A 23346-nucleotide genomic window follows, 5' to 3' on the forward strand; every position below is an offset into this window, starting at 1 on the left:
GGTCAGGTCCTCCGCGGCGCGGCCGGAATGGCATCCCACCCGCACGTCCTCAGCCACAGCTCGGCGAGGAGCAGGTTGGGAACCCAGCACAGGAACGAGATGGCGCGATAGGCGTCGGTGAAGTCGAGGCCGGTCAGCGGAACTATCGGCAACATCAGCCTCAGGGTCACCGCCGCGAAAGTCAGCGACAGGCTGCGGATCATCCACCGACGGTGCTGGCCGAACTGACCCTGGACCGCCTTGCGCCAGCCCATCGCCGTGGTCATGAACCAGGCGATGGCGAGAAGGCCGAAGCCCAGTCCGGAGATCGGGCCGGACAGGCTCGACACCGCCAGCCCGAATCCGGACACGGCGGCGGTCAGGCAGGCCGCGACATAGGTCCGTCCCGACCAGCGGTGCCAGACGCGCCGGGGTCCTCGCCGGGTGATCAGCTGGAAGGGGCCGAGCGCCAGCGCGGTCAGTGCGCTGGCGACATGGGTCAGGAAGATGAGCGGACGCGCCTCGATATGCGGCGCCATCCCCTGGGTCATGAACGGCTGGGGGAGCAGAAAGCGCGCGCTGAACAGCGCCACGGTCACGCACAGCAGGGCGGTCAGCCAGAACAGGGTCGTCGTCGCGATCCGGGTCATCACACGGGTCATGGGGGCTCCTCGAAAATCGGAGCCCGCTTGAAACCGCGGCGGTGGCCGTGTCAGCCTGACTTTCGCGAACGGCGGGGGTCCATTCGCGAACGGAGCGGGGCATGACGGACGACGATGTCATGAGAGGTTTCCGGTCCGTCCGGATCGGCCGGTCCGGCGTCGCCGAAATGGTCGGCCTGTCCCTGTTCGGCCTCTTCCTCGCGGCGATCGCAGCCTATGACGGCGAGGGCGTCCCGGCGCGGGAGCGCTATCCCTACTGGCAGCTGGCCATGCTGGGCGGCGGCGTGATCGCGGCGGTCATCGAGCCGTGGGTGGCCCGTCTGTTTCCCCGCCGCCCGCGAGCCTTCGCCCTCGCCCAGCTGATCGCCATGACGCCGCCTATCGCGCTGTGGGTCTCGGTCTTCCCGGTGCTGTTCTTCGGGCGCTCGTTCACGCTGGAGAAATTGTTCTGGTCCACGCCGAGCGTGCTGACGATCAACGTCGCCGTCGTCGGCCTGGCCTGGCTGACCCGCTCGGCCTTGAACCGGCCGCTCACGCGGGTTTCCGCGCCGGAGGGGGCGCCCCCGCCGGAGCTGCGCTGCCGGCTGCCGCCCCGGCTGGCGCGGGCGCGGCTGATCGCGGTGGAGGCCGAGGACCACTATCTGCGCATCCGCACCGAGGCCGGCTCGGCCCTGGTGCTGATGCGGCTGGCGGACGCGCTCGCCGCGCTCGAGAGGTCCGACGGCTTTCGCGTGCACCGCTCGTGGTGGGTGGCGCGCACGGGCGTGGAGGCGGCGCGCTGGAAGGCCGGACGCGGCGAGCTGACTCTGTCCGACGGCGCGGTGGCGCCGGTCAGCCGGACCTACGCGGCCGCCCTGCGCGGCACGGACTGGGCCGCCGCGGCCGCCTAGCCGGCGAGAGCGGCTTCCGAAGCGACGATCCGGCTGGCGGCGTGGACCACAGCGCCGATGCGCAGCGCCGCCTGCACCTGGGTGGCCGGCACGCCGTGCTTGCGAAGTTCGCCCTCATGGGCATCGAGGCAGGCGCCGCAGCCGTTGATCGCCGACACCGCCGTCGACCACAGCTCGAAATCCATCTTGTCGACGCCCGGATTGGCGATGACGTTCATCCGCAGGCGGGCGGGGATGGTCGTGTATTCCTGGTTCTTCATCAGGTGCAGCGACCGGTAGTAGATGTTGTTCATGCCCATTATGGCGGCGGCGGATTTGGCCGCGTTCATCGCCTCGGGCGTCAGGACCGTGGCCGCCTGGGCCTCGATCGCCTTGACCACCGGCGCCACCCCGATGGCGTGCGCCGAGGCGAGGAAGGCGCCCCACTTCTGCTGGTCGTTCAGCACCGTCTCCGAAGCGAGCGAACCGAGGTTCAGGGAGATGTCCTTGGCGTAGGCGGGGATGAGGTCGCGGATCGTATCGATCGACATGGGAGGTCCTCGAAAATCTGGTCTGGATGCAAAACAGGCGGCGACCGGAGCCGCCGCCTGCTTCGGGTTCAGCAAGACGGGTGGCTTACGCCGCCAGCGTCTCCCCGCCCACCGGGCGGTTGCAGGCGCACAGTTCGTCGGTCTGCAGGGCGTCGACGACGCGCAGCGTGTCGGCCGGCGCGCGGCCGACGTTCAGGTTGGTGACGTAGACGTGCTGCACGACGTTGTGCGGGTCGACCACGAAGGTGGCGCGCAGGGCGACGCCCTCGGCCTCGTCGAGCACGCCCAGGGCGCGGGCGAAGCGACCGCCGTTGTCGGCGAACTGCCAGATCGGCAGCTTGCTCAGGTCGGCGTGGTCACGGCGCCAGGCCAGCTTGACGAACTCGTTGTCGGTCGAGCCGCCCAGGACGACGGTGTCGCGGTCCTCGAAATCGCGGGCCAGAGAGGCGAACTCGGCGATCTCAGTCGGGCACACGAAGGTGAAGTCCTTCGGATAGAAGAAGATGACCTTCCACTTGCCCTCGAAGCTGTCCTGGGTGATCGGCTCGAAGGCCGAGACGCCGTTCTCTTCGTGGCTGTTGAAACCGGGCTTCACGCCCGTGATTTTGAATTCCGGCAGTTTTTCACCGACGCCCAGCATGGTGGTTCTCCTGATGGTTTCTGGAACGAAAGCTCTGGAGCGCCGGAGGAGCGGCGCCGCGGGTCGGGAATTGAGCCTCGAGGAACACAAAGTCAATCACTGGAAACCAAATCCATGATCAATAATATCTATGATCACCATAGGCCGCCGCCCGCCGCCTGACGAAACCTTACCGCCGCTTGATGTGTTCCCGGGGCCGCTCCAGGGTTCCGCCCGAACAAGGATCCTGATCATGCGCCGTTTCACCGCCGTCCTCCTGACCGCCGCCGTCGCCCTTCCGGCCGGACTGGCCCCCGCCGTCGCCTCCGCCCAGACGCCGCCGGCCACCATCGGCGACCGCTATGTGCCCGCGCCGTGGTGGATGCGCGATCCGGTGATCGCCTCGGTCGGCTATGTCCGAGCCGAGGTTCCGGCCAACCGCGCCGCCCTCAACGCCACCTTCCGGTCGATCGACCGCAACGCCGCCGAGGCCGCCCGCAAGGCCGCCGACCAGGTCCGGGCCCTCAGCCAGGCCTTGGCCGCCTATGGCGTCGAAAAGGTCCGGGTCGAAACCTCGGTCTCGACTCAACCCCTCTACGACCAGTACCGGGACGAGAACGGCGTGCTGCGCGACAACGCCCGCCCTGACCAGATCGAACGCTACCAAGCCGAGGCGACGGTCAGCGTCACGGTCCGCGACATGGCGGTGCTGGAGCGGGTCTACGCCACGGTGATCGCCTCCCAGCCGACCTCGACCAGCCCCGTCTATTTCAATCTCGAGCCCGAGAACGCCACCAGGACGTGGCTGCAGGGCGAGGCGGTTAAGGACGCGGCGCGACGCGCCCGGGAGGCGGCGTCCAACGCCGGCGCCTCGCTCGGCGGCGTGAGGGTGATCGACCCGACCGGCCGCGCCTGCGAGACCGACGTGCTGGCGGGCTGGCCCAGCTATGCGTCCGGCGAGGAGCACGCCACGGATGTCGACGCCAGCGATATCGTCGTCACAGGCGCGCGCTCCCGCGGCCCCATGGCTCTACCCGCGCCGCCGCCGCCGGCCCAGGGCGGCGCGCCGTCCGAGGCGCAGATCGAGTCCGCGCGCCTCGCCCTGCAGCCGCCGCTGCGAGAACTGACCGACCGCGCCTGCGTCGTCTATGCGCTGAACTGATCCGGCGCCGGTTGACGCGGAGGACGGGTCGGGCGACCGAAGGGGGATGACGCCCCGCTTCACTGCCGACCCCGCCTTCGACCCCGGTTCGGTCGTGATCTGCGACTGGCCGCTGTGCCAGGTCCGACTGCAGGACGACGCCCGCTTTCCGTGGCTCATCCTGATCCCGCGCCGGGCCGGTCTGCACGAGCTGGAGGATCTGACCGGTCCGGAGCGGGCCCTGCTGATGAACGAGATCGTCCGCGCCGGAGACGTGGTGCGGATGCTCGGCGAGACGGCGCTGAGGCCGGTGCAGAAGCTCAACGTCGCCGCCCTCGGCAACGTCACGGCCCAGCTGCATGTGCACGTCGTCGGCCGCCGCCACGACGACGGCCTCTGGCCCGACCCGGTCTGGGGCCGCGGCGCTCCGACGCCCTACGGCGCCCAGGCGCTGCAGGCGGCGGCGTCGCGCATCCGGATCAGCCAGACCGGGTGAACCGGGCGAATTCGTGATTCATCCGCACGCCCCGCGCCCACGCTTCGTTGACCCCTGCGGCGCGGCTGGACTAAAGCCTGATCACCGATTTCGAGCGGCTGATTTCGCTCAGGTTTCTGAGAACCATTCGCATATGTCGATCTCCCCCCTGCCGGGCGACGCCTCCAACGATCCGACGGAAGACCAGACCGGCCGGTTCGTGCGCCAGCCCAACGGCCGCGTCCGTCCGCTTTCGCCCCACCTGCAGGTCTGGCGCTTCCATCTGACCATGGCGGGGTCGATCCTGAACCGGATCGCGGCCGGCGCCCTGTCGTTCGGGACCCTGTTCGTCGTGGCGTGGCTCGGCTCGGCGGCGTTCGGCTCGGACGCCTACGCCCGCTTCGCCTCGATCATGGGTTCGCCGCTCGGCCTCCTGGTCTGGTTCGGGCTCAGCCTCGCCGGCGCCTACCACCTGACCGCCGGCATCCGGCACATGATCTGGGACGCGGGCTCGGGCCTGACGCCGAAGACCGCCACCAACCTGACCATCGTCAGCATGGTCGCCGCCGTCGTCATCGTCGCCGTCTTCTGGGCCGCGCTGTTCATGACCGGGAGGGTCGTCCTTTGAGCCTCGGGACCAGGAGCTACATCAAGGGCGTGAAGGTCTCCGAACGCCATGGCGCGGGCGAGTGGATGCAGGAGCGGCTGTCGTCGCTGATCCTGATCCCCCTGACCCTGTGGGGCCTGTGGAGCGGCTGGGTCCTGTCCGGCGCCGGCTACGACGACGCGATGGAGTGGTTCCGGTCGCCGGTCAACGCGACCCTGCTGGCCGTCACCCTGCTGGTCAGCCTGTGGCACATGAACATGGGCGCCAAGGTCATCGTCGACGACTACATCCACAAGCCCGTGTCGCGGAACACCCTGGTCGGTCTGATCGGCCTGGTCTGCGTCCTGCTCGCCGCGGCGGGCGTCTTCTTCATCGTGCGCCTGGCGCTGGGCTCGGCCCCGCTGCCTGCCGGCCTGGGAGCCTGATCGCGTGGCTGCTTATGAATTCGTCGACCATGCCTATGACGTCGTCGTCGTCGGCGCGGGCGGGTCCGGCCTTCGTGCGGCCCTTGGCGCGGCCCAGCAGGGGCTGAAGGTCGCCTGCGTCACCAAGGTCTTCCCGACCCGCTCGCACACCGTCGCGGCCCAGGGCGGCATCTCCGCCTCGCTCGGCAACATGGGCGAGGATTCCTGGCAATGGCATATGTACGACACCGTCAAGGGGTCGGACTGGCTCGGCGACCAGGACGCCATCGAATACCTCGTCCGTAACGCCCCCAAGGCAGTCTACGAGCTCGAGCACTGGGGCGTGCCTTTCTCGCGGACCGACGAGGGCAAGATCTATCAGCGCGCCTTCGGCGGCATGACGCGCAATTTCGGCGAGGGCCCGGTGCAGCGCACCTGCGCCGCCGCCGACCGCACCGGCCACGCCATCCTGCACACCCTCTACGGCCAGTCGGTCCGCCGCGAGGTGAAATTCTTCGTCGAATATTTCGCGCTCGACCTGATCATGCAGGACGGCGCCTGCACGGGCCTTACCGCGCTCCAGCTCGACACCGGCGAACTGCACCGCTTCCGCGCCAAGATGGTCATCCTGGCGACCGGCGGCTACGGTCGCGCCTATTTCTCGGCCACCAGCGCCCACACCTGCACCGGCGACGGCAACGCCATGGTGCTGCGCGCCGGCCTGCCGCTGCAGGACATGGAGTTCGTCCAGTTCCACCCGACCGGCATCTACGGCGCCGGCTGCCTGATCACGGAGGGGGCGCGCGGCGAGGGCGGCTATCTGACCAACTCCGAGGGCGAGCGGTTCATGGAGCGCTATGCGCCGACCGTGAAGGACCTCGCGCCGCGCGACATGGTCAGCCGCTCCATGACCATCGAAATCCGTGAAGGCCGCGGCGTGGGTCCCAACAAGGACCACATCCACCTGCACCTCGATCACCTCGACCCGAAGATCCTGCACGAGCGCCTGCCCGGCATCTCGGAGAGCGCGAAGATATTCGCGGGCGTCGACGTCACCAAACAGCCGATCCCCGTCCTGCCGACGGTCCACTACAACATGGGCGGCATCCCCACGAACTATCACGGCGAGGTGCTGACCAAGGTCGGCGACAATGCCGACAGCGTGGTCCCCGGCCTCATGGCGGTGGGCGAGGCGGCCTGCGTCTCGGTGCACGGCGCCAACCGCCTCGGCTCCAACAGCCTGACCGATCTGGTGGTGTTCGGCCGCGCCGCCGGCCTTCGCTGCGGCGAGGTGGTTGACAAGACTTCCGCCGTGCCCGCCGCCCCCGCCTCCGCCACCGACGGCCACCTGTCGCGTCTCGACCGCTTCCGTCACGCCGACGGCGCGACCCCGACCGCGAAGCTGCGCATCGAGATGCAGCGCGCCATGCAGTCGGACGCCGCCGTGTTCCGCACGGGCAAGACGCTGGAGGAGGGTGTGGCCAAGCTGCGCGCCATCCACGCCGCGGGCGCCGACATCAGGACCACCGACCGGGGCCTCATCTGGAACACCGATCTGGTCGAGACCCTCGAATACGACAACCTGATCGATCAGGCCCTGGTCACCATCGAGGGGGCGCTGAACCGAACCGAAAGCCGCGGCGCCCACGCCCGCGAGGATTATCCGGACCGCGACGACGTGAACTGGATGAAGCACACCCTCGCCTGGAAGGTCCCCGGCGACGCGGTGAAGATCGATTACCGCCCGGTCCACAATTACACGATGTCGAACGACATCGGCTACATCGAGCCCAAGGCTCGGGTGTACTGAATGCTCACCGGCGGCTGTCATTGTGGAGCGGTACGCTACGAGGCGGACGGCGAACCGTTCGAGCGCGCCCTGTGCCATTGCGAACTCTGCCGCAAGACCACCGGGGCTCCTGCGGTCGCGTGGTTCACGGTGCGCGAGGCCGACCTCGCGATGAGCGGGGAGCCGGTCCGCTACGCCTCGTCAGACCACGCGGAGCGGACGTTCTGCGGCCGGTGCGGCACGCAGATCACCTTCAAGGACGCCGCCTACGGCGACCGCATCGACATCACCACCGCCAGCCTGGACGATCCCGACGCCGCCCCGCCCGTCGAGCAGATCTGGGTGCGCAGCCGCATGGGTTGGATGGCCGACGCCCACACCCTGCCTGACGACCTCGCACGCCGACCCATAGAAGTCTGATCCCATGGTCCAGCTCACCCTCCCCCGCGGTTCGAAGCCCACCAAGGGCAAGGTCCACAAGGCCCCGGACGGCGCGAAGAACGTCAAGACCTACAAGGTCTACCGCTACGACCCCGAGGTCGACGCCGACCCGCGCTGGGACGTCTACGAGGTCTCGGCCGACGACCACGGCCCGATGCTGCTCGACGCCCTGATCCACATCAAGAACGAGATCGACCCGACCCTGGCCTTCCGCCGCTCGTGCCGCGAGGGCATCTGCGGCTCCTGCTCGATGAACATCGACGGCCGCAACACCCTGGCCTGCACCAAGGGCTGGGAGGAGTGCTCGTCGTCGACCATCTCGATCGCGCCCCTGCCGCACCAGCCGGTGGTCAAGGACCTGGTCACCGACCTGACCCTGTTCTACGCCCAGTACGATTCCATCCAGCCCTACCTCCAGTCCGACGAGCCGGATCCGGAGACCGAGCGGCTGCAGACGCCGGAGGAGCGGTCGAAGCTCGACGGCCTCTACGAGTGCATCCTGTGCGCCTGCTGCTCGACGTCCTGCCCGAGCTACTGGTGGAACCAGACCGAATACCTCGGCCCGGCCGCCCTGCTGCAGTCCTACCGCTGGATCGCCGACAGCCGCGACGACGCCACCGACAAGCGGCTCGACGACCTCGAGGACCCGTTCAAGCTCTACCGCTGCCACACCATCATGAACTGCGCCCAGGTGTGCCCGAAGGGCCTGAACCCGGCCAAGGCCATCGCCGAGACCAAGAAGCTGATGGTCTCGCCGTCGCGGAAGAAGACGGAAGCGGCCTAGTCCGTCGATAATCCGACACAGGAACGACAGGCCGATCTCCCGGTTGCCTCCCGCGCGCCACTGCGCTTTCAGGGAGTTGATCGATGAAACGCCTGCTTTTGTGCGCGGCCGCCGCCGCGCTTGTGTCCGCCTGTGGATCGATGCCGACCGGGGAGGCCGCCATGGTCGCCGAGGCGGCGATGGACCAGCCTGCGCCCGCCGCCATGGAGTTCGTCCGTATGGCCGGGGCCAGCGATCTGTACGAGATCCAGTCCAGCCAGCTGGTCCTGCAGACCACCCAGGACGCCGGGCTGCGCGGGTTCGCGCAGATGATGATCGACCATCACACCCAGACGACGGCGACGGTCGCCGCCGCGGCCCGGGCCGCCGGCCTGACCCCGCCGCCCCCGGCGCTCGACGCGCCGAAATCGCAGATGATCCGCCAGCTTCAGGCCGCCCAGGGCACAGCGCGCGATGCGCTCTACAAGCAGCAGCAGGTGCAAGCGCACCGGGAGGCGCTGACCCTGCACACCAGCTACTCCCGCAATGGCGACACTCCCCAGCTGAAGACCGCCGCCGGGACCGCCGTTCCGATCGTGGCGCGGCACTACAACGAGATCGTCGCCATGCAGGACGGCGGCGGCCATGGCGGTCAGGCCCGCCACTGACCCGTGCGAACGGACGGGGGCGAGCGACCGCCGCCTCCGTCCATGCGTCGTTGCGCATTGCCAGCGCCGAATACCGCGCTAAGAGCGGTGCGATGGCTAAGATCACCTACATCGAACACGACGGCCGCGAGCATGTGGTCGAGGTCAAGAACGGCCTCTCCGTCATGGAGGGCGCCATCCGCAACAATGTGCCGGGCATCGACGCCGACTGCGGCGGGGCCTGCGCCTGCGCCACCTGCCACGTCTACGTCGACGAGGACTTCCAGGCCGAGACCGGCCGCGCCTCGGCCATGGAGGAGTCGATGCTGGACTTCGCCGAGAACGTGCAGCCGAATTCGCGCCTTTCCTGCCAGATCCGGGTCAGCGACGAGCTCGACGGCCTGATCGTGCGGCTGCCCGAATCCCAGCACTGAGCCGGCCGTGGGCCGCGCGCACCCGGACCTGGTCGAACTCGTCGGCGATCTGATCGCAGCGGGTCCGAAGCACCGCCCGCCGCTGATCGCCATCGTCGGGGCGCAAGGGTCGGGCAAGACCACCCTCGCCCGCGAGGCCGCCGAACGCTTCGGCGCCGCGCAGATCTCCATCGACGACGTCTATCTGACCCGGGCGGAGCGCGGGGCCTTGGCGCGCGAACTCCATCCGCTGTTCGTGGTCCGCGGCCCCCCCGGCACGCACGATCTGGCGCTGCTGCAGGACCTGATCGACGGCCTGTCCGCCGCCGCCCCCGGCGACGAAACCCTCATCCCCGATTTTGACAAGCGCGGCGACGACCGCTGGCCCGTCGAGCGCTGGCGCCGGTTCACCGGCCGGCCGTCCGCCGTCCTGATCGACGCCTGGTGCCTCGGCGCCCTGCCGCAGGACGAGGCCGCCCTCGCCGCTCCGGTCAACGCCCTCGAGCGCGACCACGATCCCGACGGCGACTGGCGGCGCGCCGTCAACGGCTTCGTCGCCGGTCCCTACGCCGCCTTCGCCGCCCGCTTCGACGCCATCCTGTTTCTGCAGGCGCCCGGCTTTGAAGTGGTGCTGGACTGGCGCTGCCAGCAGGAGGCGGACCTGCTCGGCCTCGCCCCCGCCGACCTGCCCCCTGAAGAGCGCGCCCGCCTCGCCGGCTTCATCCAGTATTTCGAACGCGTCACCCGGCGTATGCTGTCGGGCGGCGTGCGATCCAGCATCACAGTGAAACTGGATCGAAACCGTCAGCCGGTAACCACCGTCCGATGAACCGACCCGACGACCGCAGACTGGAGCCCCGCTGGCCCGCCAACACGCGCGGTCTGATCGTCACGACCGGTCTCGAACTGCCCTGCCTGATCGTCGACCAGTCCAGGTCGGGCGCACGCCTGCGCATGGACCGCAACCTCGCCCTGCCGAAACAGATCGTGCTCATCGACATGGCCCTGGCCACGGCGGTCGAGGCCGAGGTGGTCTGGTGCAAGGGACAGGAGGCTGGCGTCAAGCGCAGCGCCGCCGCCTCGTCCCTGCGCGGCCTCGTCCCCTCCCGCCTCGCCGCCGCCCGCGCCGCCTTCCTGCGCGCCGGCGGCCGCTAGAAGCTACACTCCGTCGGGCATCGTCCCGGCGTTGATCGCGATCCGGCCGATGAGCCCCTTGACGATCAGGTCCAGCGCCGACCCCTCGCGGTAGTCGGCGGCGGCGACGAAATTGACCCGGTCCTCGGAGATCAGGCCGTAAATCTTCTGCTGGTCGCGCTCGGAATTGCGCGGGTCGTAGACCGCGATCGAGAAGCCGCCCTTGGTGTGCATCATCTTCATCGTCGGCACGTCGGTGTCGCCGTCCCCGAGGAAGATCATCCGGTCGAACGGCACGGGCCGGTCGTCGTCGGCCATGAAGCGGTTGATCTTCTCGTGCTCCCAGTGATTGAGCACGCCCTTGTTGATCCGGAACAGATACTGGGTCTTGGTCGTGTAGTTGACGCCCACCGCCGGCCAGATGGCCACCCCGTTTTCGTCGTAGACGAATTTCGAGGCGAACACGTGCCGGAACTCCGGCCGGATCGGGCAGCCGTCGATCATCTCCTCGAGCCCCGCCGAGATAATGTAGTGCTCGATCTCCAGCCCGTATTTCTCGCCCACGGCGTTGATGCGTTCGAACCAGCCCTTGCCGGTCAGGTCGGACTTCAGCCCGTCGAACAGCTTGACGTCCTCGCCGTGCCCGGCCAGCAGCTCGCGCGTGATCGGGTGATCGTTCTCCCGAGCCCGCTGCAGCATCAGCTGCATGTACATCAGGATGTTGTCGGCGTCGGCCTCGCGGGTCAGCTTGTCCGCCGCGCCCCAGAAGTCGCCGATCCCCATCCCCACCGAGGGGATGAAGGTGACTTCCTGCATGTTGCCGCGCGCGAGCGTGCCGTCGAAGTCGTAGATCAGCGCGGTCTTGAGGAGTTTGGCCATGGGGAATCCTGCGGGACTGAACCCTCCATAGTCTTCCGCTCATCCCGGCGAAAGCCGGGACCCGGCGCTGTCCAGCTTGAAACTCGCACCTCGGGACGACCGCCGGGGACATCGGATCAGAGAGCGGCCACCCAAGGCGCCGGGTCCGGGCTTTCGCCGGGATGAGCGGAATGCGGAAGCTATCCCAGCCTCAACTCCGGCGCCGCGGCCACGCTGGTCGCCTCCAGCGGCAGGTGCAGGATGAAGGCCGCGCCCTTGCCCGGCTCGCTCTCCACCTCGGCCCAGCCGCCGTGCAGTTCGACCAAGGCCTTGACCAGGGCCAGGCCGACGCCCGGCCCGCCCCGCTCGCGCTTGACGAAGCGGTCGAAGACATGGGCCTGCAGGTGGTAGGGGATGCCGCGCCCGGTGTCCTCGACACGGATGCGCACCTCGGCCGGCGCGGCCTCCGCCGTCAGGGTCACGGCGCCGCCTTCCGACACCGCCCGGGCGGCGTTGTCGAGCAGATACCCCAGCGCCTGCCCGACCCGCTGCGCGTCGGCGCGGATCGGCTTCAGGCCGGTCGGGCAGGTCACGGTCAGGGTCGCGCCGCGGCCCTCGATCCGCTCGCGGACCTTGTCGGCCGCCTCTTCGAGCAGGTCGCAGACGCGCACGTCGCCGAGGGTCAGCTCCATCTCGCCGGCGTCGATCTGGGCCATGTCGAGCACGTCGTCGATCGAGCCGGCCAGCTGGCTGGCGGCGACCCGGATGGCCCCGGCGTGCTGGCGGCTGCGCTCCGGCAGATCGGCCTGTGTCTCCAGCAGTTCGGAATAGCCGACGATGGTGGTCAGCGGCGTGCGCAGTTCGTAGCTGACGCTGCCGACGAACTCGCGCTTCAGCGCCGTCGATTCCTCCAGCGCCTGGGCCTTGGCGGCCAGCGCCTGCTCCAGCCCGCGCCGGGCCGTAATGTCCGAAAAGGCCACCAGAGTCGCGCCGTCCGGCAGCGGCCGGGTCTGCCACGAGGCGATGCGGCCGTCGGCGGTGCGTCCCTCGCCGGCGATCGGCACCCGGCTTTCCGGATCGGGGTCGGCGACCCGCGCCTTCAGTCCCAGCCACAGCGCCGGGTCGGGCATGGTCTCCTGGCACAGGGCGGCGATGGCGTCGAAATCGCTGGCCGCGTCCAGCGCCTCGCCCGGTACGTTCCAGAAGGTGTCGAAGGCCTCGTTGTGCAGGCGGATGCGGCCATCGGAGCCAAACACGGCCACGGCGTCGTTGAGCTTGTCGAGCGTGGCCTTCTGCACCTGGATCTGGGCGTTGAACCGGCTGCGCAGCTGCAGCTCGTCGGTGATGTCCGAGAATAGCAGCAGCACCCCGCCCAACGGGTGCGGCTGGCGCACCACGCGCAGGGTGCGGCCGTCGGGCAGGGACCAGCTGTCGTCCGGCGCGGCTTCGGAAGCCCCGTAGAAGTCCAGTTCGTTGGCCTTCCAGCCGGCGTAGTCGATGACCTCGGGCAGCAGCCGGCGCTGGCGCAGCCGGTCCAGCAGCTCGGCGTGCGTCGGCCGCTCGTCCAGCCAGGCCGGATCGATGTTGAACAGCTGCTGGAAGGCGGTGTTGTGGAAGGCCAGCCGCTTCGACGGGCCGAAGATGGCCACGGCGTCGGCGAGGTGGTTCAGCGTCTCGTCATGGGCCTCGACGTGGCGGCGCAGGGTGTCGCGCGTCTCTTCCGCCTCGGTCATGTCGAGGGCGAAGGCCAGCACCGCTCCGGCCCCGCCGGGCGCGGGTTCGGCCACGATGCGCCACGCCCGCCGCCGTCCGCCGCCGGTGGTCCAGCGGAAGCCCTCCTGCCGCTGATGCAGCCGCCCCGCCTCGGCGACGATGGCGTCGGCTCCGCGGTCGAAGCTGAGGCCCTTCTCCCGCGCCGCGTCGATGCTGTCGGCCTTCATCTCGGCCAGCCACGCCTTGTTGGCCCAGGCCAGACGTCCGGCCGCGTCGGTGATCCAGGTCGGAGCGGGATAGGCGTCGGCCAGCAGTCCCAGCCCGCTTTCCGCGGCCGTGCCCACCAGCCCCAGCCGCGACAGCCGAAGCCACGCCGCCCCCGCCGAGGATCGTCCCTCGACCGCCCACGCCCCGCCGGCGCCGTCCAGCACGGCGTCGAAGGGTTCGCCCTGGTCGATCAGGGCGTCCAGCCGCGGTCCGGCCGCCGCGCGCACGGCGTCGAGCACGACCAGCGCCGGATCGACCTCGGGCCATTCCTGCCCGGCCAGTTCACGGGTGATGGCGTTCCACGCCGCCGCCGCGCCCAGCCGCCGGGTGTGGCCGTCCGGGGTCAGGGCCAGCCGCGCGTCCTCGAACGCCGCCAGCGCCCCGTCACGGTCGGCGAGGGCGATACGCGCCGCCGACAGTTCCGCCTCGGCCGTCTGCGCCCGCTCGGCCAGCCGCCCGCGCAGCCGCGCCGCCCAGGCGCTGAGCGCCAGCGCCAGCCCCGCGGCGCCCGCGGTCGCGACATAGGCGATGTCGGCCTCGGCCATCCTGTCGTTCTGCTCCGCGCCCCGGCCCCGTTACGCGGGCCGCCCAATACCGATTCGGTAACCATAACCCGCGTCGCGGGATTTGCGAGGATGCTCCGGAGGTCCGATATGGCTCCGCATGAGCAGCCGCTGGACCGACCAACTCGCCCCCTCCCTCGACGACTTCGCCCGGCTGGCGCGCGAGGCCTTCGACGGCCTGCCCGAGCCGTTCCGCTCGCTGGCGGGCGACGTGGTCATCCGCGTCGACGACTTCGCCGACGACGAGACCCTGGCGATGATGGAGATGGAGGACCCGTTCGAACTCACCGGCCTCTACCACGGCGTCGACATCGGCCGCCGCGAGGGTCTCGGCCCCGCCCCGGAGGCGTCGCGCATCTTCCTCTACCGCCGCCCGATCCTCGACGAATGGTGCGAGCGCGGCGACGTCGGCCTGTCCGAGATCATCGCCCACGTCCTGATTCACGAGATCGGCCACCACTTCGGCCTCGACGACGACCAGATCCACCACATCGAGGACGCGGCGGACTAGGGCAAAAGCGAATCCTCTCCCCCGGAGGGAGAAGGGACTAGAATTGCTGCGCTGCAAATTCGCCGCCAGCCATCACACTTTCAACAGCCAACCCGCTGTATTTCCGGCACAACGTCCCGGCGACAGCGTCATGAACGCGCCTGAGGAGACCGCCGGCCCATACTGTCGGCGTTCGCGTGCCGTGGTCTTTGACAATCCTATCCCCCGACCGCCGTCTACAGGCGCTCGTCATTCGAGGATGTAGACTCTGCCGACTCTGCCGCACCGATTTCCGGCGCCGACTCTGCCGACTCTCACACCATTTTCCGGCGCCGACTCTGCCGACTCTGACACACCGTTTTTTTCGCCGGCGCCCCGGTCCCTCCCCCGCCTTAAAACCAGCCCGATCTGTGGTATAAGGCGCGCCTCCCGCCACCCAAGGATGTCCCCTTGAGCCTTACGCTCGACCTTTCGCGCACGTCAGCGGCCGTTCTGACCGCCGCGGTCAACCTCTCCGGTCTGACGCGCGCCGAACTGCGTCAGGCGCTGATCGACGCCGGGGTCTGCCCGCCGGAGAAGGCGAAGATGCGGGCCTCGCAGGTGTGGAGCTGGATCCACCACTACGGCGTCACCGACTTCGCGGCGATGACCAATGTGGCGAAGGACATGCAGGCCAGACTGGCCGGGCATTTCACCCTCGCCCGTCCCGAGATCGTCGAGCGGCAGGTGTCGAAGGACGGCACCCGCAAATGGCTGATCCGCACCGCCCCGGGTATCGAGATCGAAACCGTCTACATCCCCGATGTGGGTCGCGCCGGCGCCCTGTGCGTTTCGTCGCAGGTTGGCTGCACCCTGAACTGCACCTTCTGCCACACCGGCACCCAGAAGCTGGTCCGCAACCTGACCGCCGCCGAGATCGTGGCCCAGGTCCAGGTCGCCCGCGACGACCTCGGCGAATGGCCGTCGCCCAAGGAAGACCGCCGCCTGTCGAACATCGTGTTCATGGGCATGGGCGAGCCGCTCTACAATCTGGACCACGTCGCCAACGCCATCGACATCATCTCCGACAACGAGGGCATCGCCCTGTCGCGACGCCGGATCACGGTCTCGACCTCGGGGGTGGTGCCGCAACTCGAGGCGCTGGGGACCCGCACCCAGGCCATGCTGGCGATCAGCCTGCACGCCACCAACGACGCCCTTCGCGACGTGCTGGTGCCGCTGAACAAGAAGTACAATCTCGAACAGCTGATGGCCGCCATCCGCGCCTATCCGGGCCTCTCCAACGCCCGCCGCGTGACCTTCGAATACGTCATGCTCAAGGGCGTCAACGACAGCCCGGAAGAGGCCCGCGCCCTGCTGAAGCTGATCGAGGGCATTCCGGCCAAGGTCAATCTGATCCCGTTCAACCCGTGGCCGGGCACGGACTACGAATGCTCGGACTGGAAGACCATCGAGCGGTTCGCGGCCATCCTCAACAAGGCCGGCTACGCCTCGCCGATCCGCACCCCGCGCGGCCGCGACATTCTCGCCGCCTGCGGCCAGCTGAAGTCCGAGAGCGAAAAGGTCCGGGCCAGCGTCCGCCGCGCCGGACAGGCCGCCGCCGCCGGAACCGTCGAAGCCGCCTGAAGGCGGCGGGAATCCTCGGCCTCAAGTAGCGCGAAGCGAGGTAGGCCCACCTGGGCCCGTAACAATTCCTCACCAACTGTGGCTCCGCCACGCTTGCGGATTGGGGCGGGATTGGGGCACAGCCTTGCTGTGTCAGCCGCCCGGACAGCCATGGACTCCTCGTCTCTCACCACCGTGCTCGAAAGCCCCGAGGTTCAGGCCTTCGCTACCGGCTTCCCCACGACGGTGCTCCATCTCGGCGTGACTCTGGGCCTGCTGGTCGCCGGCGCGGTGATCTACGCCCTGCTGACCCCGTGGAAGGAGATCTCCCTGATCCGCGAGGGCAACGCCGCCGCCTCGGTGGCCTTCGCCGGCGTGCTGGTCGGCCTCGCGGTTCCGCTGGCCATCAGTCTCAGCGTCTCGACCTCGGTTCGCGACATCCTGATCTGGGGCGTCGCCACGGTGGTGCTCCAGCTGCTGGTGTTCCGCATCGTCGACCTGCTGCTCACCGGCCTGCCCCAGCGCATCCGCGAGGGCGAGGTCTCGGCCGCCGTGCTGCTGGTCGGCGCCAAGCTCGCCACGGCGGTCATCCTGGCCGCCGCCCTGACCGGCTGAGGCGATGGCCCGTCCGCCCGACTGGGTGATCTACACCCTCGTCCTCGCCGCCCTGATCGGCCTCTCCCTCGGCCAGCGGGAGAACGCCGACGCCCCACCGGCCCCGCCACCGCCGGACGAGATGGAAGGCGCCCTGCTCGGCCCGGTCACCCCGTTCGATCCCGCCGTCACCGTCAACGCCCCGGACATCCCCTTCCAGCCCGCCGCCGGCACCGCCTTCTCGATCGCGGACGAGGGCCGCTGGGTCACGGCCCGGCACGTGGTCGAGGGCTGCCGCCGGCCGGCCATAATGGTCGGCGGGGACCGCGCCGTCGCCGCCGACGTCCGCCTCGCCCCGCGCGCCGACATCGCGGTGCTTCAGACCGCCGGCGGACCGGCGGCGATACCAGTCGTCGGCGACGGGCCGCTGCGCAAGGGCCAGCGCGCCTTCCATCCCGGCTTCCCGCAGGGCCGCGCCGGCGAGGTCACCTCGCGTCTGCTCGGCCGCGAGACGCTTCGGGTGCGCGGCCGGGGCCAGCGCGACGAGCCCGTGCTGGCCTGGGCCGAAGTGGGCCGCACCGACCGGCTGGGCGGCACCCTCGCCGGACTGTCCGGCGCGCCGGTGCTGGACCGGCAGGGCCGCGCCGTCGGCGTCACCATCGCCGAAAGCCCGCGCCGGGGCCGCATCTACACCACCTCGCCCGACACCTTCGGCCCCGCCATCCGCGGCCTGCAGAAGGCCGACGAGCCGCTCACGGGCCGCACCGTCACCATCGACAACTACGGCCTCGTCGCCGACGACCTGCGCCGCGACCTCCGCGTGGCCCAGGTCGTCTGCCTGTCCAGCTGAGGCCTACCGCAACGTCGCCGAGTCGATGTTCAGGTCGGACAGCGGGATTACCTCGACGTTCGGATATTTCGCCCGCAGCGCCTCGATGAAGACCGAGGCGTCGCCGACGACGACCAGGCTGGCGTTCGAGGCCGGCAGATGCTCCGCCGCGGCGGCCTGGATCTGCGCCGGAGTGACGCCGTTGACGTCCTCGTCGTAGCTGGCCAGATCCGTCAGCGGCAGGCCGTAGAGCGCCAGGTTGGCGACCAGACCGCCGAGACCGTCGACGGTCTCCAGCGAACGCCCGAACGATCCGACCAAGGTCGCCTTGCGAGGCGCCAGTTCGGCCTCGGTCGCCTGCTCCGCCGACAGGCGCGCGATCTCGGCCAGGATCAGTTCCGCCACCTGCGGCACGGCGTCGTTGCGGGTCTGGGCCGAGGCCGAGAGCAGGCCCTCGTCCTCGCGCGCGCTGAGGCTGGAGTAGGCTCCGTAGCTGAGGCCGCGCTTGATGCGGATCTCCTGGCTCAGGCGGGCAGAGAAGCCCCCGCCCATGACGCCGTTGCCGACCAGGACCGGGAAATAGTCCTCGTCGGTGCGGGCGATCCCGCGCATCGCCGCGACGACCGCCGCCTGTCCGGCGCCGGGCTGATCGATGACGATCACGCGCGGCGCGGCCGCGGGACCGGCCGGATCCGCGACCGGGGCCCCCGCCGGACCGGCCTGCCAGTCGCCGAACGCCTGCTCGGCCAGCGCATAGGCGGCGTCCGGCGTGATGTCGCCCGAGAAGACGAGGGTGGCGTTCGACGGCTGGTACATGCCGCCGTGGAAGGCGACGAGATCCTCGCGCCCGATCGACGGGATCGACGCGGGCGTGCCCGAGCCGGGGACGGCGTAGGGCGCGTCGCCGTAGACCGCCCGGGCCGCCGCCAGGCTGGCCACCGGACCGGGCTGCGCCAGCTGCACGCGCAGGCCGTTCAGGGTCTGGGTCTTTTCGCGGTCGAGGTCCTCGGCGGTGAAGGCCGGATTGCGCACGATGTCGGCCATCAGGGCCATGGTCTGCGGGAAGACATTGGCCGGCGAGGAGGCGAAGACGTTGGTGAAGTCCACGCCGGCCCCGGCGCCGATGTCGGCCCCAAGCCGCTCGATCTCGGTGGCGATCTCGGGGGCCGAGCGGGTCTCGGTGCCCTGGGTCAGCAGCGAGGCCGTGAGATTGGCCACGCCCGCCTTGCCGGCCGCGGCGTCGTCCGCCGTTCCGGCGTTGAAGCTCAGCCGCGCCGAGACCAGCGGCAGGCCCGGCTTCGTCGCCACGAGCACCCGCATGCCGTTGGCGAGACGGCGCTCCGCCACCTGCGGCGTCGCCGCGTCGATGGCCGCGCCCGGCTCCGGCAGCGGCGTACGCTGGCCTTCGGGCAGCAGGGTGACCGGCTCGCCCGCGGGCGCGAGCTCGGCCAGGGTCACCGGAGCGGTGAAGACCTCCTGCACCTCGGAGACCGGGTGCGCGTCGTCGGCCTGCAGATAGCGCATGGCGATGGCTCGATCGTCGGTCAGGTACTGGCGCGCCACCCGCTGCACGTCCGCGGCGGTGACCCGCTGGATGTTCGGGATGTCGCGGTCGGCGGCCGTCGGGTCGCCGGTCATGATCAGGGCGTAGCCGAGCTGGAAGGCGCGGCCGTCGATGGTCTCCAGTCCACGCAGGGCCTGGGCTGTCAGTTCGGTCTTGGCCTCGGCGACTTCCGCCTCGCTGACCGGCTCGTCGCGCAGCCGGGCCACCTCGGTCCGCAGCGCCGCCAGACCCTCATCCGCGGTCTTGCCGTCGCTCATGATGGCGAAGGTGTTGAGCACCCCGACCTGTTGCTGCTGGCTGTTCGAGGAGGAGGCGGTGGTGGCGATCTGCTGGCGATAGACCAGCGACTGGTAGAGCCGCGAGCTCTCGCCCGTCGACAGGATGCCGTCCAGCACGTCGAGCGCCGCGCGGTCCGGGTGGTTGTAGGGCACGGTCGGCCAGGTGATCTGCACCATGGGCAGCGGCACGTTCGGGCCGTAGAAGGTCGCCTCGCGGGCCGGGCCGAAGGTCTCCGGCACGTTGTTCTCGGGCAGGGGCCGGTCGGGATTCTCTATGCCGCCGAAATACTGGTCGATCCACGCGTCCAGCTGCGCCTGGTCGAAATTGCCGGCCACGATCAGATAGGCGTTGTCGGGCCGGTAGAAGGTCTCGTGGAAGCGCAGCACGTCGTCCATCGTCGCCGCGTCGAGGTCGGCGATCGAGCCGATCCCGGGCCGGCGGTAGGGGCTGGTCTGATAGATGAAGGCTTGGGAGTGCAGGCGCTGGAACCGGCCGTAGGGGGTCGACAGCACGCGCTGCCGGAACTCCTCCTTGACCACGTCCCGCTCGCTCTCGAACGAAGCCTCGTCGACGACCAGCGAACCCATCCGCTCGGCCTCGGCGAACAGCATCCGCTCCAGATGCTGGGCCGGCACGGTTTCGTAGTAGTTGGTGACGTCGAGGCCGGTCGAGGCGTTGTTGGTGCCGCCGACGTCCTCGGTCAGGCGGTCGAAGGTTTCCTGCGGCAGGTTGCGGGTCGCCTTGAACATCAGGTGTTCGAACATGTGGGCGAAGCCCGAACGCCCTTCCGGATCGTCCTTGGCCCCGACCTTGTACCAGACCTGCACCGTCACGTTCGAGGTGGCCGTATCGCGCGCCGTGTAGACCTTCAGCCCGTTCGGCAGGACGCGCTCGCGGAAGCCCAGCGGCGGCACGACGATCTCGCCCGCCGGGGCGGCGGCCGGGGCGGTCTGGGCGATCGCGGGCGCGACGGCGGGCAGGCCGAGAAGCAGCGCCGAGGCGGCGACGGTCAGGATCAGGCGGGACTTCATGGGGCGGCTCCGAACGCCCGCCGGTGCGGGCGAGGCGACCCTATCAGGGCCGAAAGCAGGCGCACCTTACGGAGTCGTAATGCGCCCTCAGTCGATCCGCAGCGCCTCGGCCAGCAGCTTCGCCTCGGCGGCCCGGCTGGAGCCGGTGCGCCAGGCGACCACGATCTCGCGGCGCGGCGCCCTGGCGGCGATGGGACGGACCACCACGCCGGGCATGTCGGCCAGCCCCGCCCGCACAGCCATCTCGGGCAGGAAGCTGACGCCCAGGCCTGACGACACCATCTGCACCAGCGTGTGCAGCGAGGTGGCGGCGAAGACGTCGTCGCCCTTCGGCGGGTCGATGTCGAACGCGGCCAGCGCCTGATCGCGCAGGCAATGGCCGTCCTCAAGCAGGATCAGGTCCTCGGCCCTCAGCGAGCCCGGCGGGATCGGGCCCGCGCCCGCCAGAGGATGACCTGCGGGGGCCGCCGCCAGAATTTCGTCGTCGCCGATGCGGGCGTGGTCGATGCCGTGAGCGGCGTAGGGCAGGGCGATCACCGCCGCATCCAGCTGTCCCGCCTTCAAGCCGCCCACCAGCCGCGGCGTCAGGTCCTCGCGGATGAACAGCCGCAGGGCGGGATACGTCTCCTTCAGGGCCGGCAGTTTGGCCGGCAGGAGGAAGGGGGCCACGGTCGGGATCACGCCCAGCCGGAAGCGGCCGGACAGGGGCTTGCCGGCGTTTCTCGCCGCCTCGACCAGATCCTCGGTCCGGGCCAGCACGTCTTCGGCCCGCCGCACTGCCTCGGCGCCCACGGCGGTGAGCTGCACATTGCCGCGCGTGCGCTCGACGACCGGCGCGCGCAGGATGCGCTCCAGCTCCTGCACCCCCGCCGACAGCGCCGGCTGGCTGACATGCGCCGCCTCCGCCGCGCGGCTGAACGAAGCGTGCTCGGCGAGGAGCTTGAGATATTGGAGCTGGCGCAAGGTGGGGAGCATGGGATCGAAATAGGCTCCCGCTATCCCTGAATCAAAGGCAATCGACTGAAGCTATTGAGGCGGGCGCTGGCGTTCTAGGTTTCGGCGGGGCTGAACCACCGCAACCGGCACGCCATCACCGCCGTCTCGCCGAGCCGCTCGACCAGTCGCCAGTTGACCACCGCGCCGATCGGCGCTCCGACTACCGGGATCAGCTGGGCCATCTTGGCCAGGTCGATATAGTCCCGGTACTCCTGCTGGAAACGCCGCCAGTCGTAGTCCGCCACGCCGTCCGGCTGGTTCATGCCGGCGATCCAGTCCTCCAGCGCCTTCAGCGCCTCGGGCCGCCGTTTCGCGCTGGCGAAGGCGAGGTGGAAGATGTGCAGCAGGAACAGCCGCTCGGCCGCCGCCCCGCCGCCCCATCCGTACACCGCCACGATGTCCGCCAGCATCCGCACCTTGATGGCCATCAGGGCGGGGAAGTCGGCGGCGGCGAGCAGGAAGCCTCCGGCGCCGGCGACGCCGCCCTCGACGCTGGCCGCATTCCGGCAGGCGCGGATGATCGCTTGCGCCTTCGCCTCGCGCGCCGCCAGGGACCCGCCCGCCGGCGGCCGCGCCCTGAGGACCTCCGAACCCGTCAGAATGCCCTTGGTCATCGCCTCGACGCCCGAGGTGACGACGGCGTGCACGCGCTCGGGGATGGCGCGATTGATGCTGTCCTGCGCCGCCCGCGACGCCTTGTCCCAGAGGCCTGGTCGCTTCAGCACCCTGGCGCGCCAGGCCTCGAGCTCCGCCCGAATCGCGCCCTCGTCGGCGACCGGGATCAGGTCCGCCGGGGTGTCCTCGACGCTGACGATTTCGGGCGGGCTGGCCATCGGCTCTCCTGACGCGGCGTCACGGTTGCAGGCCTGGGCGCGCGGGTCTAGACCCCGGCCGACCGCGGTATCGCACCGCAACCCCCTTCCCCCCGGAGACAGACAGAATGGCTCGCGCGAAGATCGCCCTTATCGGCGCCGGCATGATCGGCGGCACCCTCGCTCACATCGCGGCGCGCGAGGCGCTGGGCGACGTCGTCCTGTTCGACATCGCCGAGGGCACGCCGCAGGGCAAGGCGCTGGATATCGCCGAAGCCACCGCCGTGATCGGGACCGACGTCGCGCTCAAGGGCGCCAACGACTACACCGATATCGCCGGGGCCGACGTCTGTATCGTCACCGCCGGCGTGCCGCGCAAGCCGGGCATGAGCCGCGACGACCTGATCGGCATCAATCTGAAGGTCATGAAGGCCGTCGGCGAGGGCATCAAACAGCACGCGCCGAACGCCTTTGTCATCTGCATCACGAACCCGCTCGACGCCATGGTCTGGGCGCTGCAGAAATTCTCGGGTCTGCCGAAGGAGAAGGTCGTCGGCATGGCAGGCGTGCTCGACTCGGCGCGCTTCGCCTACTTCCTCGCCGAGAAGACCGGCGTGTCGATCCAGGACATCAACGCCTGGACCCTGGGCGGCCACGGTGACGACATGGTGCCGATGGTGCGCCATTCGACCGTCGGCGGCCTGCCGCTGCCCGACGCGGTCGGGGCCGGCTTCCTGTCTCAGGAAGAGCTGGACGCCATCGTCGACCGTACCCGTAAAGGCGGCGGCGAAATCGTGGCCCTGCTCAAGACCGGTTCGGCCTTCTACGCCCCGGCCGAGAGCGCCGTGGCCATGGCCCGTTCCTACCTGCTCGACCAGAAGCGCGTCCTGCCCTGCGCCGTCTGGCTGTCCGGCGAATATGGCCTGTCGGACCTCTACGTCGGCGTCCCCGCCCTGATCGGCGCGGGCGGGGTCGAGAAGGTGATCGAATTCACCACCAACGAGGACGAAAAGGCCATGCTGGCGAAGTCGGTGGAGTCGGTCCAAGGCCTGATCCAGGCCTGCAAGGACATCGACAGCTCGCTGGCCTGAGACCTTCGGCCGCGGTCGGCCAGCCGCCGGCCGCCCCGCCCCTCCCGGAACAGGCCCCGGGCGCCTCTGAACACCCGTCCCCGACGCAGTTCCACACCTGTGGAACTGCGTCGGTTTCGCTCGCAATTTCCCCGGAAAATCCTATATCTTGCCAGTTCCG

The 23346-nt window shown here is 69.8% G+C and carries 25 protein-coding genes; 17 read left to right on the top strand and 8 right to left on the bottom strand.

Going from position 1 to position 23346, the window contains the following annotated elements; all coding sequences use genetic code 11:
* Positions 1–2: 2 nt before the first annotated feature.
* A complete protein-coding gene (locus VEC04_RS02315; RefSeq protein WP_324773457.1) occupies positions 3–641 on the bottom strand; it encodes a DUF2306 domain-containing protein in 639 nt (212 codons plus the stop codon).
* Positions 642–742: 101 nt separating this feature from the next.
* On the opposite strand from VEC04_RS02315, the gene VEC04_RS02320 reads away from it, so the two are divergent.
* Positions 743–1531 (top strand): LytTR family transcriptional regulator DNA-binding domain-containing protein, encoded by a 789-nt coding sequence (locus tag VEC04_RS02320; protein ID WP_324773459.1) that lies wholly within the window; start codon positions 743–745, stop codon positions 1529–1531.
* Here the strand turns inward: VEC04_RS02320 and VEC04_RS02325 are convergent.
* Both VEC04_RS02325 and VEC04_RS02330 read right to left on the bottom strand, forming a co-directional pair.
* Positions 1528–2061, bottom strand: a complete 534-nt coding sequence (locus VEC04_RS02325; protein WP_324773461.1) for a carboxymuconolactone decarboxylase family protein — start codon at positions 2059–2061, stop codon at positions 1528–1530. The genes VEC04_RS02320 and VEC04_RS02325 overlap by 4 nt on opposite strands.
* Before the next feature lie 85 nt (positions 2062–2146).
* Positions 2147–2701, bottom strand: a complete 555-nt coding sequence (locus tag VEC04_RS02330) for a peroxiredoxin (RefSeq protein ID WP_324773463.1) — start codon at positions 2699–2701, stop codon at positions 2147–2149.
* Positions 2702–2933: 232 nt separating this feature from the next.
* On the opposite strand from VEC04_RS02330, the gene VEC04_RS02335 reads away from it, so the two are divergent.
* The 11 genes from VEC04_RS02335 to VEC04_RS02385 all read left to right on the top strand — a co-directional run bounded on the left by VEC04_RS02335 (position 2934) and on the right by VEC04_RS02385 (position 10515).
* Positions 2934–3842, top strand: a complete 909-nt coding sequence (locus VEC04_RS02335) for an SIMPL domain-containing protein (RefSeq protein ID WP_324773465.1) — start codon at positions 2934–2936, stop codon at positions 3840–3842.
* A 46-nt stretch (positions 3843–3888) separates the two neighbouring features.
* Positions 3889–4317, top strand: coding sequence for an HIT domain-containing protein (locus tag VEC04_RS02340; RefSeq protein ID WP_324773467.1), 429 nt, complete (start codon positions 3889–3891; stop codon positions 4315–4317).
* 133 nt (positions 4318–4450) lie between these two features.
* On the top strand, positions 4451–4924 hold the full coding sequence (gene sdhC, locus VEC04_RS02345; RefSeq protein WP_324773469.1) for a succinate dehydrogenase, cytochrome b556 subunit: 474 nt from the start codon (positions 4451–4453) through the stop codon (positions 4922–4924).
* Positions 4921–5328 carry a succinate dehydrogenase, hydrophobic membrane anchor protein gene (sdhD, locus tag VEC04_RS02350; RefSeq protein WP_324773471.1) on the top strand — a complete coding sequence of 136 codons (408 nt, stop codon included), beginning with the start codon at positions 4921–4923 and terminating at the stop codon, positions 5326–5328. The genes sdhC and sdhD overlap by 4 nt, the downstream gene beginning before the upstream one ends.
* A 4-nt stretch (positions 5329–5332) precedes the next feature.
* A complete protein-coding gene (gene sdhA, locus VEC04_RS02355; RefSeq protein WP_324773473.1) occupies positions 5333–7117 on the top strand; it encodes a succinate dehydrogenase flavoprotein subunit in 1785 nt (594 codons plus the stop codon).
* Entirely contained in the window at positions 7118–7516 is a 399-nt protein-coding gene (locus tag VEC04_RS02360) for a GFA family protein (protein WP_324773475.1), read from the top strand.
* Positions 7517–7520: 4 nt separating this feature from the next.
* Positions 7521–8321 (top strand): succinate dehydrogenase iron-sulfur subunit, encoded by an 801-nt coding sequence (locus VEC04_RS02365; protein WP_324773476.1) that lies wholly within the window; start codon positions 7521–7523, stop codon positions 8319–8321.
* Between the two features lie 83 nt (positions 8322–8404).
* Complete coding sequence (locus tag VEC04_RS02370) at positions 8405–8968, top strand: DUF4142 domain-containing protein (protein ID WP_324773478.1); 564 nt, start codon at positions 8405–8407, stop codon at positions 8966–8968.
* Between the two features lie 92 nt (positions 8969–9060).
* Positions 9061–9381, top strand: a complete 321-nt coding sequence (locus VEC04_RS02375) for a 2Fe-2S iron-sulfur cluster-binding protein (protein ID WP_324773480.1) — start codon at positions 9061–9063, stop codon at positions 9379–9381.
* A 7-nt stretch (positions 9382–9388) separates the two neighbouring features.
* Positions 9389–10189, top strand: a complete 801-nt coding sequence (locus VEC04_RS02380; RefSeq protein ID WP_324773482.1) for a kinase — start codon at positions 9389–9391, stop codon at positions 10187–10189.
* Positions 10186–10515 (top strand): PilZ domain-containing protein, encoded by a 330-nt coding sequence (locus VEC04_RS02385; RefSeq protein ID WP_324773484.1) that lies wholly within the window; start codon positions 10186–10188, stop codon positions 10513–10515. The genes VEC04_RS02380 and VEC04_RS02385 overlap by 4 nt, the downstream gene beginning before the upstream one ends.
* Before the next feature lie 3 nt (positions 10516–10518).
* Here VEC04_RS02385 and VEC04_RS02390 read toward each other — a convergent pair whose 3' ends face one another.
* Together VEC04_RS02390 and VEC04_RS02395 are read right to left on the bottom strand one after the other, a co-directional pair.
* Positions 10519–11373, bottom strand: coding sequence for an HAD family hydrolase (locus tag VEC04_RS02390; RefSeq protein WP_324773486.1), 855 nt, complete (start codon positions 11371–11373; stop codon positions 10519–10521).
* Positions 11374–11552: 179 nt separating this feature from the next.
* Positions 11553–13877, bottom strand: coding sequence for a PAS domain-containing sensor histidine kinase (locus VEC04_RS02395; RefSeq protein WP_324773488.1), 2325 nt, complete (start codon positions 13875–13877; stop codon positions 11553–11555).
* A gap of 118 nt (positions 13878–13995) precedes the next feature.
* On the opposite strand from VEC04_RS02395, the gene VEC04_RS02400 reads away from it, so the two are divergent.
* The 4 genes from VEC04_RS02400 (at position 13996) to VEC04_RS02415 (ending at position 17434) form a co-directional block, all read left to right on the top strand.
* Entirely contained in the window at positions 13996–14406 is a 411-nt protein-coding gene (locus VEC04_RS02400; protein WP_324773490.1) for a metallopeptidase family protein, read from the top strand.
* Between the two features lie 429 nt (positions 14407–14835).
* On the top strand, positions 14836–16011 hold the full coding sequence (gene rlmN / locus VEC04_RS02405; RefSeq protein ID WP_324773492.1) for a 23S rRNA (adenine(2503)-C(2))-methyltransferase RlmN: 1176 nt from the start codon (positions 14836–14838) through the stop codon (positions 16009–16011).
* A 150-nt stretch (positions 16012–16161) separates the two neighbouring features.
* Complete coding sequence (locus VEC04_RS02410; RefSeq protein WP_324773494.1) at positions 16162–16605, top strand: DUF350 domain-containing protein; 444 nt, start codon at positions 16162–16164, stop codon at positions 16603–16605.
* Positions 16606–16609: 4 nt separating this feature from the next.
* Positions 16610–17434 carry a serine protease gene (locus tag VEC04_RS02415; protein ID WP_324773496.1) on the top strand — a complete coding sequence of 275 codons (825 nt, stop codon included), beginning with the start codon at positions 16610–16612 and terminating at the stop codon, positions 17432–17434.
* A gap of 3 nt (positions 17435–17437) precedes the next feature.
* Here the strand turns inward: VEC04_RS02415 and VEC04_RS02420 are convergent, their stop codons facing one another.
* The 3 genes from VEC04_RS02420 to VEC04_RS02430 all read right to left on the bottom strand — a co-directional run bounded on the left by VEC04_RS02420 (position 17438) and on the right by VEC04_RS02430 (position 22116).
* Positions 17438–20287 (bottom strand): pitrilysin family protein, encoded by a 2850-nt coding sequence (locus VEC04_RS02420; protein ID WP_324773498.1) that lies wholly within the window; start codon positions 20285–20287, stop codon positions 17438–17440.
* Positions 20288–20374: 87 nt separating this feature from the next.
* Positions 20375–21262: a hydrogen peroxide-inducible genes activator gene (locus tag VEC04_RS02425; RefSeq protein WP_324773500.1), complete on the bottom strand. Its 888-nt coding sequence runs from the start codon at positions 21260–21262 to the stop codon at positions 20375–20377.
* A 74-nt stretch (positions 21263–21336) separates the two neighbouring features.
* Positions 21337–22116: an EcsC family protein gene (locus VEC04_RS02430; RefSeq protein WP_324773502.1), complete on the bottom strand. Its 780-nt coding sequence runs from the start codon at positions 22114–22116 to the stop codon at positions 21337–21339.
* Between the two features lie 107 nt (positions 22117–22223).
* On the opposite strand from VEC04_RS02430, the gene mdh reads away from it, so the two are divergent.
* Positions 22224–23186: a malate dehydrogenase gene (gene mdh, locus VEC04_RS02435; protein ID WP_324773504.1), complete on the top strand. Its 963-nt coding sequence runs from the start codon at positions 22224–22226 to the stop codon at positions 23184–23186.
* Positions 23187–23346 lie beyond the last annotated feature (160 nt).

Source organism: Brevundimonas sp. (assembly GCF_035626535.1).
Lineage (GTDB): Bacteria > Pseudomonadota > Alphaproteobacteria > Caulobacterales > Caulobacteraceae > Brevundimonas.